This window comes from Sphingomonas sp. BL-S-30 (assembly GCF_055521475.1).
In genome coordinates this window covers 4,818,041-4,831,377 of record NZ_CM145481.1, presented here as the reverse complement: position 1 = coordinate 4,831,377, position 13,337 = coordinate 4,818,041, and the positions used below count along the sequence as shown (strand labels likewise).

Here is a 13,337-nt window from a genome sequence, read left to right as displayed (position 1 = left end):
AGATTGTCCCGGACGTCAGGGCAGCGGCGCAATGCCTTCGGCCCGCACGCGCCACCCACGCTTCGGGAACCCCGGCGCCGCGCCGGTCGAACCGTCCCAGCCCGCCGCCATCATGCCAGTGACCAGCAACAGGCCGCCATTGGAGGGGAAATAGGTGTCGGCGACGCGGGTGTAACCGGGGCCGTCCGGACCGTTCTTCACCGCCGGATCAAAACCGACGCGCGGGGTCATGCCGCTGATACCCCATTGGTTGTTCGCGGTATCGCGGAACAGCCAGTCGATCGCCTTGTCGGGCTCGCCGAGCCGCGCCGCGGTCATCGCGATCATCGGATAATCCCAACCCCAGGTCTGGCGCAGATCCCAGTCCGCCTCGACCGCGCGGAGCGTGCGGCGCATCGTCTCGGGATCGACATGGTCGCCGCCGATCGCGCCATAGGCCATCAGGAAGGATGGATGGTCGCGGTTGAGGCAATCATGCCCGATCGCATTGCGCCGGCATTCGGCGGAGGCGACCTTCTTCCAGAAATCGGGCTCGCTCTCGACCGGGAGATACAGGCCGTCACGCTGCGGCACCGGGCCGAGCAGGTCGATCACCTTGTCCCAGTCGGCGACGCGCTTCAGCCCGCGCCGCTCACGCCAGGCCTGCGCCGTCTTCAGCCCCCAGCGGAAATATTCGATCTCATACGCCGGGTTCACCGTCGTCATTGGATCGTGATTTTCCTGCACCGGGATAATCGGCGGGCCGAGCACGAAACGCTTGCCCGTCTCGTCCCAGCGCGGCCAGGTGGCGAGCAGCCGCGCGGTCTGGTCGACCAGCTCGCCATAGCGGGCGAGCGTCGCGGCATCGGGATGCGCGCGGTAAAGCAGCTCCGCCATGTAGATCGGGTGCGGTTGCTGCCACATGATGAAGGGGTTGATCGGGCTCGGGCTGTTGCGCCCTTCCGGTCCCGACATCTTGGTCCACCAGGCGCCCTGTACCCCATGGCGCGCGGCCTCGGCCTTAGCCTGGGGCATGCGATCGAGATACCAGGCCATCGAGCGTTCGAGCAGCGCCGGCCGGCCCCAGAGCGCGAAATGCCCGGCGTGCCAGGGATGCACCTCGAGATGGAACTTGCCGTTCCAGCTGTTGGAGAAGAGCCCCTCCTCCTGCGGCGGCACATCGCCCGCCTGGTTGATCGCCGCGAGATACTGCGACAGCAGGATGCGGCGTTCTAGCTCCGGCGCGCGCGGATCGGTGCTGCCGGTGAAGTCGATCATGCCGCCTTTCGACCAGTAATCGCGCCAGTGTTTCGAGACGGCGGCGGTGGCGGCGACATAATCGGTGCGGGGCGCGGGCTTGCGGACCCGGTCGAAGCTGACGAACACCACCAGCCGGTCGCCGCGCCGGGCGACGACATGGACTTGGTGCGGGCCGGCCTGGGAGACGGTCGCCCCGGTCGCGGCGATCGCCGAATAGTAGATTGTGTCGTCGATCCGGTTGCTCAGCAGGAGCGCGCCAGGGCCGCGCGCAAGCACAGTGGTCCTGCGATCGGCGTCGTCGCGATAATCCGACGGATCGGGATTGAGGTTCCGCGACACCCCCGGGTAGCGCACGTCCACGCCGATCCGGCCGCTCGCGACCAGCGGCGAGCGGATTTCGACCATGATCATGTCGCGATCGGGGTGGACGCGAGTCGTCACCGTGACGGACTGGCCATCGAAGCGGAAGCTGCTGTCGAGCGCGCCGGTCCAGAGATCAAGATGCTGGCGCGTGGCCGACAGGGCCTCGAACGTCGCGGGCCTGCCGTCCCTGCCCTTGAGCGCCAGCGCGACCCGGCCCAGCGAGAAGCGGTGCGGGTTCTCGCGCAGCCAGACCAAAGACGGGTTGGTCTTCAGCAGATCGAAATCGCGCATATAGGAATAGGGCTGCGTGCTGCCCCCGGGCACGGGCACCTGCACCAGCCCGTTCGCTTCGGTATAGCCATGCGGGTTGGGGAAGCTGTGCCAGGCCCATTGCGCCATGGTCAGCAGCGGGGCGGTCTTCGCGTAGCGATCCGGGAAGGTCTGCAGCCCGGTGATGTCGGCGGTGAAGCCGATGCTGCCATTGCCCAGCATCAGCGGCGCATGCGGATCGACCTTGGTCAGCGTCACGTCGTGGCGTTTGACCAACGCCAGGCGGTCGATCGGCTGCGCGGTGGCGGGCGTGCCCGCGAGCAGCGCCAGCGCCGCCAGCCAGTAACCCCTCAAAGCGTCACGCCCCGCTTCCAGATCGCGATCTCGCGCTCGCCATTGCGTTCGGACGCGGTCTGCTTGCCTGAGGCGATGGCGCGGATCGTGTCGAGCAGCGCGTCGGCGGCCTGGTCCATGCCCTTGTCGAGCACCTGGCCGGCATCGAAATCGATCCAGTTGGGCTTGCGCTCGGCGAGCGGCGTGTTCGAGGCGATCTTGATCGTCGGCGCGGGGAAACCGAGCGGGGTGCCGCGTCCGGTGGTGAACAGGATCACGGTCGCGCCGGCCGCGGTCAGCGCCGTCGACGATACGGCGTCGTTGCCGGGCGCTTCGAGCAGGGTCAGCCCGGTGCGGCGCACGCGCTCGCCGTAATGGCGGACGTCGGTGACGGTCGCGTGCCCCGCCTTCTGCACCGCGCCGAGCGACTTCTCCTCGAGCGTGGTGATGCCGCCGGCAATATTGCCGGGCGAGGGGTTCTCAGACACCGGCTCGCCATGCTTGGTGAAATAGCGTTTGAAGTCGTTGACCAGCGCACCGATGCCGTCGAACACCTGCTCGTCCGCGGCGCGGTCCATCAGCAATTGCTCGGCGCCGAAGATCTCGGGGATTTCGGTCAGGATCGCGGTGCCGCCGGCGCGTGTCACCGCATCACTCATCCGCCCGACCAGCGGGTTGGCGGTCAGGCCCGAAAAACCGTCCGATCCGCCGCATTTCACGCCGAGCACCAGGTCCGACAGGGGCACCTCGGTCCGCGCAACTTTCGCCGCTTCCTCGACCAGTTCATCGACCAGCGTCAGGCCTTCCTCGATCTCGTCCCCGGCGAACTGCGCGGCGACGCTGCGGATCTTGCCGTGCAGCGCGGGATCGATCTCCTTCAACAGCCGGTCGAGCTGATTGGATTCGCAGCCGAGCCCGACCAGCAGCACGCCGCCGGCATTGGGATGCGCGGCCAGCGCAGCGAGGATCGAGCGCGTGCCGTCCAGATCGTCGCCGAGCTGCGAGCAGCCGAAGGGGTGTGCCAGCGCGAGCACGCCGTCGATGCGGTCGGCATGACGCCGCCCGGCGATCTCAGCGATCTTCTGCGCGGTGCGCCCGACACAGCCGACGGTCGGGATGATCCAGATCTCGTTGCGCGTGCCGACTCGTCCGTCGGCGCGGCGATACCCGGCGAAACCGGTGGCGGGCACCTTGATATCCGCCTGATGGACATGCGGGCGCCAGACATAGTCGTCGCTCGTCGCCAGCGCGGTCGCGACATTATGGACATGGACATGCTCGCCCGGCGCGATCTCGGCGGTGGCGATGCCGATTGGGAAGCCGAACTTCAACACCGGATCGCCGGTGTGAAGGGCGCGCAACGCAACCTTGTGCCCGCGCCCGATCGCCTGCGGCAAGGTCACCTCGACATCGCCGACCGTCGCGATGGTGCCGGCGTCCAGATCGTGGAGCGCGGTGGCGACCCCGTCCCGGGGATCGATGCGGAACAGCGGCAGGGTCATGCTATCGGCCTTATTGCAGGTTCACGAACGCGCCGCCGTCGACCAGCAAGGCCGCCCCGGTCACATAGTTCGCGAGATCGGAAGCGAGGAAGACGATCGGTCCGGCAAGGTCGTCGGGCTGGCCGAGCCGGCCCAGCGGGATTCGCCCTTCCATATAGGCCCGCTTGGCCGGATCGGCGAGATCGTCCTTGTTGATGTCAGTGAGGATCGTGCCGGGCAGTACCGAATTGCAGCGGATGCCGTGGCGGCCGAGCGCGATGGCGGCGGACTGCATCAGCGAATGCACGCCAGCCTTGGTCGGCGTGTAATGCGTCTGATACTCGCCGCCGACCAGTGCCGAGATCGACGAGACCGCGACGATCGACCCGCCCGTCCCTTGCGCGACCATCTGGTTCGCCGCTGCCTGGACCATGAAATAGGCGCCGTGGAGATTGACCTTCATGGTCCGTTCGAACGTCTCGACCGGCATGTCGAGAAAGGCGTGGAACGGGCAGATGCCGGCATTGTTGACGAAGATGTCGACCTTGCCCAGCGCGGCCACCGCACCGTCGACAAAGGCGCTGGCCGTCTCCGGATCGGCGACGTCGCCGTGCAGCGCGAAGGCGCGGCGGCCCAGCGCCTCGATCTCGGCGACGCAGCTCGCCGCACCCTCATCGTCGTGCAGATAGTTGATCGCCACATCGGCACCGTGCCGCGCGGCGCCGATCGCCGCGGCGCGGCCGATCCCCGCCGACCCGCCGGTGACGAGCATTGTCTTGCCCTGAAGCAGCACGAAACTCTCCTGTTCGATCTATCGACGCGAGCGCGGCGGGGTGCGGCGGACGGCGCCCTCGGACCAACCGAGATCGCGGCTGACCGCCATCGCCGTGGCGCGGACATCGTCCGACAAGGCCTGCATGCGATCGTCCGCCATATATTGCGCGGCGCTCGACACGCTGATCGCAGCGACGATCTGCCCGCTGACGCCGCGGATCGGCGCCGCCACGCAGCGGATCAGATCCTCATTCTCTTCCAGATCGAAGGCGCGGCCGACGGCGACATAGTCGCGCATCCGCTCTTCCCAGACCGCATAATCGGCGGGCGGGGAGCCGGCGGCCTGATCCTCCTCGAACAGCGTGCGCCAGTGCCGGTCATTGTCGTCGAGCAGCAGCGCCTTGCCGAGGCCGGTCGAGGTGAGCGGCTGGCGATCGCCCACACGGCTGCTGATCTCGACGCGGCGGCGGCCGGGAATCTTGTCGAGATAGAGCGCGCGTTCGCTGTCGAGCACGCCGAGATGCACTGTATCCTCGGTCGCGGCGGCGAGATCCTCCAGATGCGGCCGGGCGACCTGGACGAGATCGGTCTGCTGCTGGGCATGGAAACCGAGTTCGAGCAGCTTCGGCCCGAAATGATAGCCGAGCCGCGGCACGAACGTCAGATAGCGCCGGTCGATCAGCGCGGTCGCGAGCCGGTGCGTGGTCGAGCGGGTGAGGCCAAGCCTGGCGGCGAGATCGGCGAGCGTGATCGGGCCGTCGATGACCGCGTCGATCACGTCCAGGCCGCGCAGCAAGGTCTGGCTGCCCGGCTGGGATTTGGCGTCGCCGGTCGCATCCGATGCCTTTTCGGCCAAATCAGCATTTGACGGAGCGTTTCTCATCTAATAATATTCTTTCCCATATTCTGGAATTTATCAAGCGGTAAAACGCGAGAGAGGAGGCAGGCGTGCAATCTGATCCGCTTCAGGCGGCGTGTTTGCGTACCAAATGCTGGTACGCCGTGCCTATAGCTATCCTCGACACCGGGCGCGCCTGTTTGTCGATGGAGCCCGCATGACGCTGCCCCGTATCAAGCATGTCCGTGCCTTTGTGCTGCGCGGCGGCGGCGCCGATTATCACGACCAGGGCGACGGCCACTGGATCGACGATCACATCGCCACGCCGATGAGCCGCTATCCCGAATATCGCCAGTCGCGGCGCAGCTTCGGCATCAACGTGCTCGGCACGTTGGTGGTCGAGATCGAAGCCGAAGACGGCACGATCGGTTTCGCGGTGACGACCGGCGGCGAGCCCGCGGCCTTCATCGTCGAGAAGCATCTTGCCCGCTTCCTCGAAGGCCGCAGCCCGACCGACTATGAGAAGATCTGGGACCAGATGTACTTCTCGACTCAATATTATGGCCGCAAGGGACTGGTGGTGAACGCCATCTCCGGCGTCGACCTCGCGCTGTGGGACCTGCTCGGCAAGCTGCGGCAGGAGCCCGTCTATCATCTGCTCGGCGGCGCGGTGCGTGACGAGCTGCAATTCTACGCGACCGGCGCGCGGCCCGATCTCGCCAGGGAAATGGGGTTCATCGGCGGCAAGCTGCCGCTCCACCACGGCCCGGCCGAGGGCGAGGAAGGGCTCGACAAGAACATCGCCGCGCTCGCCGACATGCGCGCGAAATGCGGGCCGGATTTCTGGCTGATGCTCGATTGCTGGATGGCGCTCGACGTGAATTACGCGACCCGCCTCGCGATCCGCGCGCACGAGCATGGCCTCAAATGGATCGAGGAAGCGATCAGCCCCGACGATTATTGGGGCTATGCCGAGCTGAAGCGCAACGTGCCCAGGGGCATGCTGGTCACCACCGGCGAGCATGAGGCGACGCGCTGGGGCTTCCGCATGCTGCTCGAGATGGACTGCTGCGACATCATCCAGCCCGATGTCGGCTGGTGCGGCGGCGTGACCGAGCTGCTCAAGATTTCGGCGCTGGCCGATGCGGCGGGCAAGATGGTCGTGCCGCACGGATCCTCGGTCTATTCCTATCACTTCGTCATCACGCGGCATAACAGCCCGTTCGCCGAGTTCCTGATGATGCACCCCGGCCCGACCGAGGTGGTGCCGATGTTCGCCCCGCAGCTGCTCGGCGAACCAATTCCGGAAAAAGGCCGCATGCGCGCCTCGGCGCTCGACAAACCCGGCTTTGGTGTGGAGCTCAACCGCGATATCCCGCTCCACCGCCCTTATACTCACTGAGGAATCCTCCCCATGAAATTGCTGCGTTACGGCCCTATCGGCCAGGAAAAACCCGGTCTGATCGATAGCGACGGACATATCCGCGACCTTTCCGCGCATGTGACCGACATTGCTGCCGCCGAGATCTCGCCCGCCGGCCTGGCCAAGCTCGCAGCGATCGACCCGGCCTCGCTGCCGCTGGTCGAAGGATCGCCGCGTTACGGCGTGCCGGTTGCCGGCACGCGCAAATTCATCGCGATCGGCCTGAACTTCGCCGAGCATGCCGCCGAATCCAACCTGCCCGAGCCGGCCGAGCCCATCTTCTTCACCAAGGCGATCTCCTGCTTGCAGGGCCCGAACGACCCGGTGATGATCCCGCGCGGATCCGAAAAGACCGACTGGGAAGTCGAGCTGGGCGTCGTGATCGGCACCCGCGCTTCCTATGTCACCGAGGACAAGGCGCTTGACCATGTCGCCGGCTATTGCACGATCAACGACGTGTCGGAGCGTGCCTATCAGCTCGAGCGCGGCGGCACCTGGGACAAAGGCAAGGGGTGCGACACCTTCGGTCCGGTCGGCCCCTGGCTGGTGACGAAGGACGAGGTCGGTGACGTGCAGTCGCTCGGCATGTGGCTCGAGGTCAACGGCAAGCGCGTCCAGGATGGCAGCAGCAGCACGATGATTTTCGGCGTCGCGAAGCTCGTCTCCTATGTCAGCGAGTTCATGACCCTGGAGCCCGGCGACATCATCACCACCGGCACGCCCAAGGGCGTCGGCATGGGGCAGAAGCCAACCCCCTGGTTCCTCAAGGCGGGCGACGTGATCGAGCTTGGCATCGAGAAGCTCGGCCAGCAGCGCCAGGACGTGGTGGCATGGAACCCGAACGGAGCCGCCGCGTGACATCGTACCGGGGCCGATTCGACGGAAGGACCGCGATCGTCACCGGCGGCGCGTCGGGGCTCGGCCGTGAGGTCGCGCGCCGCATCGTCGCCGAGGGCGGGCGCGTCGTGCTATGGGATATGCAGGCGGACTGGGCGAACGAAGCGAAGGAGGATGTCGGCGCGGTCGCCGCCATCGCCTTCAGTGTCGCCGACAATGCAGCGGTGGAGCGCGCGGCCGAGGAGAGCATGAGCCTGCTCGGGCGGATCGACATCCTGGTGAACTCGGCCGGCATCACCGGCGCGACCGCGCCGGTCGAGGCCTATCCGATCGACAGCTGGCTGAGCGTGATCGACGTCAACCTCAACGGCCTGTTCTATTGCTGCCGCGCGGTCGTGCCGCACATGGTGGCGAACGGCTATGGCCGGATCGTCAACGTCTCCTCGGTCGCGGGCAAGGAAGGCAATCCCAACGCCTCGGCCTATTCCGCGTCAAAGGCCGCGGTGATCGGCCTGACCAAGTCGCTCGGCAAGGAACTGGCGACGCGCGGGGTGATCGCCAATGCGGTGACACCGGCGACCTTCGAGAGCCCGATCCTCGAGCAGCTCCCCAAGAGCCAGGTCGAATACATGCTGTCGAAGATCCCGATGGGCCGGCTCGGCGAAGTGCAGGAGACCGCGGCGATGGTCTGCTTCATGGCCTCGGAGGAATGCAGCTTCACCACTGCGTCGACCTTCGACACCTCGGGGGGGCGGACCACTTTCTGATCGTTTTCGGCCAGCCCCGCGACCGGCAAAGGCCGGCGCGGCCCATGAGGAATCAGGGAGAGGAATAAAGTGCGCGACCTGCCGTTCATCGACCCGCATGTGCATCTCTGGGACCTGTCCCGGGATCGCTATGCATGGCTGTCGCCGCCCTTCGCGGACAGCGGGCCCAACGGAAATACGCAAGGTATCGCGCGCAACCAGCTGCTCGACGATTATCTGGCCGAGGCCGCAAACTGGAATGTCGTCGGGATGGTGCATCTCGATGCCGGTGCCGCCAATCCGCTCGCCGAGACCGACTGGCTGCAGGACATGGCGGATAAACGCGGCATGCCCAACGGTATCGTCGCCAACGCCGCGCTGGACGATCCGGGCGTCGAAGCGCTGCTGGCCGACCATGCCCGCCGGCGCAATATGCGCGGCATCCGGCATATCGTGAACTGGCACAGCGACCCGGACCGGACCTATACCGCGCGGGACGTGACCGGCGACGAGGCCTGGGCTCGGGGCTTTGCACTATTGTCGAAGTACGGGTTGTCGTTCGACCTCCAGGCCTATCCGGGCCAGTTCGCCGGCCTTGCCCGGCTGATCGAGCGGCATCCCGACACGCCGGTGATCGTCAACCACACCGGCATGGGTGTCGATGGCGATGAGAGCTGGCGCGCGGCGATGAAGACGGTCGCGGCGCTGCCGCAGGTGTCGATCAAGATTTCCGGCCTCGGCTTCGTCTATCGGCCCTTCACCGCGGGCGCGGTGCGGGACCGGGTGCGCGAGGCGATCGACATCTTCGGGACCGACCGGGCGATGATCGCGAGCAATTTCCCGACTGACCGGCTGTTCGCCGATTTCGACACGACCCTGGGTGCGCTCGCGGATGCGGTCGCGGATTTCAGCGAGGACGAGCAGCGCGCGCTGTTCGCGCGCAATGCCAACCGGATTTATCGGCTTGGGCTGGATGTTTAGCACCGCCACCACTCCTTCCCCGGCGAAGGCCGGGGTCCAGTTGAGGGACGTTGGTGGCGACGTGCGCCGTCCGTTCCCTTGTGCCTCCCCACTGGACCCCGGCCTTCGCCGGGGAAGGAAGAAGGCTGGAACGACGGCGATTTATGGATCGGCCAGCCAGGCCACCGGGAGAACCACATGAACGCGAACCCGCTCCTCGGCGTCCTGTTCCACTGGCTGGGCGGGCTCTCCTCAGCCAGCTTCTACGTGCCCTATCGCGCGGTGAAGCGCTGGTCGTGGGAAATCTACTGGCTGACCGGCGGCATCTTTTCCTGGCTGCTCGCGCCGTGGTTCTTCGCGAGCATCCAGACCAACGACCTGCTGGGCGTGCTCGGCGCCGCGCCGACCCCGGTGATCGTCTGGCCGATCATCTTCGGGATGCTCTGGGGGTTCGGCGGCCTGACCTATGGTCTCACCATGCGGTATCTCGGCCTGTCGCTCGGCATGGCGGTAGTGCTGGGCCTGTGTACCGTGTTCGGCACCCTGATCCCGCCGCTGTTCCAGGGCGATTTCGCCGCCAAACTGCTCGATACGCCGAGCGGCAACATCGTCCTGCTCGGCCTCGCCATCACCATGGCCGGCATCATCGTCGTCGCCATGGCCGGCGCGCGCAAGGATGCCGCGCTCTCTCCCGAGCAAAAGGCCGCCGCGGTCGCCGAGTTCGATTTCCGCAAGGGCATCGCGGTCGCGGTCTTTTCCGGCATCATGTCCTCCTGCTTCGCCTTCGGCCTCGCCGCGGGCGAGCCGATCAAGGCGCTGTCGGCCGCAGCCGGTACCGGGCCGCTCTGGACCGGCCTGCCGATCCTGTGCCTCGTCATGTTCGGTGGGCTCATCACCAACGCGATCTGGTGCGCCTGGCTGATCGTGAAGAACCGCAGCGCGAACCAATGGGTCGGCGGCGGCGAAGCGGTCGGCGCGCCGCTGCTGGTCAATTTCCTGCTCTGCGCGGTCGCGGGCACGGCCTGGTATTTCCAGTTCTTCTTCTACACCATGGGCGAGAGCCAGATGGGGCGCTTCGGCTTCTCGTCCTGGACCTTGCACATGGCGTCGATCATCATCTTCGGTACGCTCTGGGGCTTTGCCTTTCGCGAATGGAAGGATGCCGCGCCGCGCATTCGGGCGACCGTATGGGCTGGCGTCGGGCTGCTGGTGCTGGCGACGATCGTCATCGGATATGGCAACAGCCTCGCGCTATGAGGCGCCTGCTCTCCTTCGCGGCGGCCGGGCTGCTCTCGTCGCTGGCGGGAGCTGCCGCCCCGCAGGCGACCTACACCAACCCGATCCTGTTCGCCGATTATTCGGACCCGGACATGATCCGGGTGGGCCGCGATTATTATCTGATTGCCTCGAGCTTCCATTTCTCGCCGGGCATTCCGATCCTGAAATCGCGCGATCTCGTCCACTGGACGATCATCGGCCATGTCCTGCCGAAACTGCCCTTCGCGCCCGAATACGACATGCCCGGCCCGCACACGCTGACCGACAAGATCTCCAAGCCGGTCGGCGGCACGCGGTATGCCGGCGGCGTCTGGGCGCCCTCGATCCGGCATCATGCGGGCAAATTCTACGTCTATTGGGCGACGATCGACGAAGGCGTGTTCATGGCGACCGCGACGCGCGCGGAAGGGCCGTGGAGCGCGCCGGTCAAGGTGATCGACCAGAAGATGCTGGAGGATCCCTGCCCCTTCTGGGACGATGACGGCCAGGCCTGGCTGGTCCATTCGCGCCACGGCGCGGGGCCGCTGATCCTCCACCGGATGAGCCCGGACGGCACGCGCGTGCTCGATGCGGGACAGGTGATCGTCGAGGACAAGGTCAACCTGCCGATCCTCGAAGGCCCCAAATTCTATAAGCGCAACGGCTATTACTACATCTTCGCGCCGTTCGGCGGGGTGGAGAAGGGCGCGCAGGTCGCCTTGCGGGCGCGCAATATCCGCGGGCCCTATGAACAGCGCGTCGTGCTCGAACAGGGCTCGACCAGACTCGAAGGGCCGCATCAGGGCGGCTGGGTAGAGACGCCGTCGGGCCAGGGCTGGTTCGCCCATTTCAACTCGACCGGCGCGTTCGGGCGGATCGTGCATCTCGAGCCCGTGACTTGGGTCGACGACTGGCCGGTGATGGGCGATCCGATCCCCGGCAAGACCAGCGGCCAGCCAGTGGCGACTCACGCCATGCCCGACACCGGCAGCCCGCCGACCCGCGACCGGCTGCAGGATTCGGACGCGTTCGCGACCGCGAAGCTCGGCCTGCAATGGGAGTGGAACCACAATCCGGACGACAGCGCTTGGAGCCTTACGAAACGCCCCGGCTATCTCCGCCTGAGCGCCGGCCCCGCCGAGCATCTCGTCACGGCGCGCAACACGTTGACCCAGATCCTGCAGGGTCCGAGCCGCATCACCACGCGGATCGACATCACAGGCATGAAGGACGGCCAGCGTGCGGGCCTGGCCCTGTTCGGCGTCCGCCCGAGCTGGATCGGCGTGGTGCGTGACAAAGGTGCGGCGCACATGACGCTCGCCACTGAAGGCGCCGAGACGCCGGGTCCGGCGGTTACCGCAAAAGCGATCGAGCTGCGCGCCGACGTCGGGATCGGGCAGACCGTCCGCTACAGCTACAGCCTCGACGGCAAGGCTTTCACCTCGATGGGGGGCGCCATTCCGCTCGCGCGTTTCTCTTGGTGGAAGGGATCGCGTTCGGCGCTGTTCAGCTTCAGCCGGGCCACAACAGGAAGTGCGCGCGGCTGGATCGATGCCGACTGGTTCCGGGTCGAGCGCTTGCCCGCAAAGGCCGAATAGGGAATCGGGATCGTGCCAGACGCTGGTCGATGGCTGCCGGTCGTCTACCCGATCCTCACCCCGTGCCGCGTCCCGGATGGCCGTAATAGACCTTGTTCGCGATCCGCCATTCGCCATCCACTTTCAGAAGCACGAAATAGTCGGTGAAGACCATCGCGCCGTGATCGAGCGTCGCCCTGGCCGTGGCAGCGTTCCCCGATATGTCGATGATATCGATGGTGCGTTTCCGTGTCGCTTCATCGCTCGCCGGACTTCCCTTGAACAGCACGCAATAGGCGTCGAGCGTCCAGGAGGTGAAGGCGCCGTTCCGGATTCCCTCGATATGCGCGGTCGGGAGGAAGGCCTTGCGGAAATGCGACGGGTCCCCCGTCGCATGGCCCTGGAAATAGGAACCGATCGCCTGGCTGATCCCGGCGCGCGCGGCCTCGTCCTGCTGGGCGGCCTGACCGGCCTCAGCCGGCGTGGCGGCCGCCGCGGGCGTCGACGCGATAAGTCCCCATGCGAGCAATGCGGAAAAGAGACGAGGGGTCATCACAGGTCCTCCCTTGTTGATCACGAAGGCTGGCGCGCCGTCGGGCGCGACAGGATCCACGCCGCGCAGAGCAGAAGCGCGATCGAGACCAGCCCGAGCACGACCAGTCCGGGATGGACGCCGACCACGAACAGCGCGAATCCGACGGCCATGCCGACACATGCCGCGATCTTGCCCCGACGGGGAATCGCCCGCTCCGCGCGCCAGGCACGCAGCCCCGGGCCGAACCGGGGATGATCGAGCAGCCTTGCCTCGAGCCGCGGCGACGAACGGGCGAAACAGCCCGCCGCCAGGATCAGGAAGATGGTGGTGGGCATCAACGGCAAGAGCGCGCCGATGATGCCGAGCGCGACGAACAGGAATCCCAGCAGCAGCCAGCCGATACGCAGCGCGCCAAAGGTCCGGTGCGATGGTTCCTGTTCGTTCAAAATGCCTGTCCGCCAGCTATTTCCGCCACGCTAAGCGGCTTGCGATTCATTCGCAACAACGGGTGCGACGGATCTCATCGGCGGGGTCCCTTGAGGGGCGTTCAACAGGTCATGCCAAAGGGAAAAATGGTGCTGCCGGTGAGGATTGAACTCACGACCTCAGCCTTACCAAGGATGCGCTCTACCACTGAGCTACGGCAGCATTTCCGGTCCGGGAGCCTTCACGGCCATCGGCGGAGCGCGCCTAAGAGACGAGGG

General features: G+C 66.4%; 12 protein-coding genes and 1 tRNA gene. 6 read left to right on the top strand and 7 right to left on the bottom strand.

From position 1 onward, the window contains the following. Positions 1-15: 15 nt before the first annotated feature. Genes ACZ1I5_RS22690 through ACZ1I5_RS22675 form a run of 4 tightly spaced genes read right to left on the bottom strand, consistent with a single transcriptional unit; the run spans position 16 to position 5,343 of the window. Positions 16-2,226, bottom strand: coding sequence for a hypothetical protein (locus ACZ1I5_RS22690; RefSeq protein ID WP_465171489.1), 2,211 nt, complete (start codon positions 2,224-2,226; stop codon positions 16-18). After that, positions 2,223-3,707 carry a UxaA family hydrolase gene (locus tag ACZ1I5_RS22685; protein ID WP_465171488.1) on the bottom strand — a complete coding sequence of 495 codons (1,485 nt, stop codon included), beginning with the start codon at positions 3,705-3,707 and terminating at the stop codon, positions 2,223-2,225. The genes ACZ1I5_RS22690 and ACZ1I5_RS22685 overlap by 4 nt, the downstream gene beginning before the upstream one ends. Before the next feature lie 10 nt (positions 3,708-3,717). Further along, on the bottom strand, positions 3,718-4,479 hold the full coding sequence (locus ACZ1I5_RS22680; protein WP_465171487.1) for an SDR family NAD(P)-dependent oxidoreductase: 762 nt from the start codon (positions 4,477-4,479) through the stop codon (positions 3,718-3,720). Between the two features lie 18 nt (positions 4,480-4,497). Further along, positions 4,498-5,343, bottom strand: coding sequence for an IclR family transcriptional regulator (locus tag ACZ1I5_RS22675; protein ID WP_465171486.1), 846 nt, complete (start codon positions 5,341-5,343; stop codon positions 4,498-4,500). 172 nt (positions 5,344-5,515) lie between these two features. Here ACZ1I5_RS22675 and rhmD point away from each other — a divergent pair, with 172 nt between their 5' ends. From rhmD to ACZ1I5_RS22645, 6 genes are all read left to right on the top strand, one after another. Beyond that, a complete protein-coding gene (gene rhmD, locus ACZ1I5_RS22670) occupies positions 5,516-6,700 on the top strand; it encodes an L-rhamnonate dehydratase (RefSeq protein WP_465171485.1) in 1,185 nt (394 codons plus the stop codon). Positions 6,701-6,712: 12 nt separating this feature from the next. Then, positions 6,713-7,579, top strand: a complete 867-nt coding sequence (locus ACZ1I5_RS22665; RefSeq protein ID WP_465171484.1) for a fumarylacetoacetate hydrolase family protein — start codon at positions 6,713-6,715, stop codon at positions 7,577-7,579. Next, on the top strand, positions 7,552-8,325 hold the full coding sequence (locus tag ACZ1I5_RS22660) for an SDR family NAD(P)-dependent oxidoreductase (RefSeq protein WP_465171483.1): 774 nt from the start codon (positions 7,552-7,554) through the stop codon (positions 8,323-8,325). Before ACZ1I5_RS22665 ends, ACZ1I5_RS22660 begins: the two co-directional genes overlap by 28 nt. 69 nt (positions 8,326-8,394) lie before the next feature. After that, positions 8,395-9,285 carry an amidohydrolase family protein gene (locus ACZ1I5_RS22655; protein ID WP_465171482.1) on the top strand — a complete coding sequence of 297 codons (891 nt, stop codon included), beginning with the start codon at positions 8,395-8,397 and terminating at the stop codon, positions 9,283-9,285. Between the two features lie 177 nt (positions 9,286-9,462). Next, a complete protein-coding gene (gene rhaT / locus ACZ1I5_RS22650) occupies positions 9,463-10,521 on the top strand; it encodes an L-rhamnose/proton symporter RhaT (protein ID WP_465171481.1) in 1,059 nt (352 codons plus the stop codon). Then, complete coding sequence (locus tag ACZ1I5_RS22645) at positions 10,518-12,119, top strand: glycoside hydrolase family 43 protein (protein ID WP_465171480.1); 1,602 nt, start codon at positions 10,518-10,520, stop codon at positions 12,117-12,119. Before rhaT ends, ACZ1I5_RS22645 begins: the two co-directional genes overlap by 4 nt. 55 nt (positions 12,120-12,174) lie before the next feature. Here ACZ1I5_RS22645 and ACZ1I5_RS22640 read toward each other — a convergent pair whose 3' ends face one another. The 3 genes from ACZ1I5_RS22640 to ACZ1I5_RS22630 all read right to left on the bottom strand — a co-directional run bounded on the left by ACZ1I5_RS22640 (position 12,175) and on the right by ACZ1I5_RS22630 (position 13,281). Next, complete coding sequence (locus ACZ1I5_RS22640; protein ID WP_465171479.1) at positions 12,175-12,651, bottom strand: nuclear transport factor 2 family protein; 477 nt, start codon at positions 12,649-12,651, stop codon at positions 12,175-12,177. Between the two features lie 20 nt (positions 12,652-12,671). Further along, a complete protein-coding gene (locus tag ACZ1I5_RS22635) occupies positions 12,672-13,079 on the bottom strand; it encodes a YbaN family protein (RefSeq protein ID WP_465171478.1) in 408 nt (135 codons plus the stop codon). Positions 13,080-13,206: 127 nt separating this feature from the next. After that, positions 13,207-13,281, bottom strand: a tRNA-Thr gene (locus tag ACZ1I5_RS22630). Positions 13,282-13,337: the final 56 nt, after the last annotated feature.

Excerpts from the sequence above, each read along its gene's own strand:
- ACZ1I5_RS22685 (WP_465171488.1), bottom strand. The coding sequence starts at position 3,707 with ATGACCCTGCCGCTGTTCCGCATCGATCCCCGGGACGGGGTCGCCACC.
- ACZ1I5_RS22675 (WP_465171486.1), bottom strand. The coding sequence starts at position 5,343 with ATGAGAAACGCTCCGTCAAATGCTGATTTGGCCGAAAAGGCATCGGAT.
- rhmD (WP_465171485.1), top strand. The coding sequence starts at position 5,516 with ATGACGCTGCCCCGTATCAAGCATGTCCGTGCCTTTGTGCTGCGCGGC.
- ACZ1I5_RS22665 (WP_465171484.1), top strand. The coding sequence starts at position 6,713 with ATGAAATTGCTGCGTTACGGCCCTATCGGCCAGGAAAAACCCGGTCTG.
- ACZ1I5_RS22660 (WP_465171483.1), top strand. The coding sequence starts at position 7,552 with ATGGAACCCGAACGGAGCCGCCGCGTGACATCGTACCGGGGCCGATTC.
- rhaT (WP_465171481.1), top strand. The coding sequence starts at position 9,463 with ATGAACGCGAACCCGCTCCTCGGCGTCCTGTTCCACTGGCTGGGCGGG.
- ACZ1I5_RS22645 (WP_465171480.1), top strand. The coding sequence starts at position 10,518 with ATGAGGCGCCTGCTCTCCTTCGCGGCGGCCGGGCTGCTCTCGTCGCTG.
- ACZ1I5_RS22640 (WP_465171479.1), bottom strand. The coding sequence starts at position 12,651 with ATGACCCCTCGTCTCTTTTCCGCATTGCTCGCATGGGGACTTATCGCG.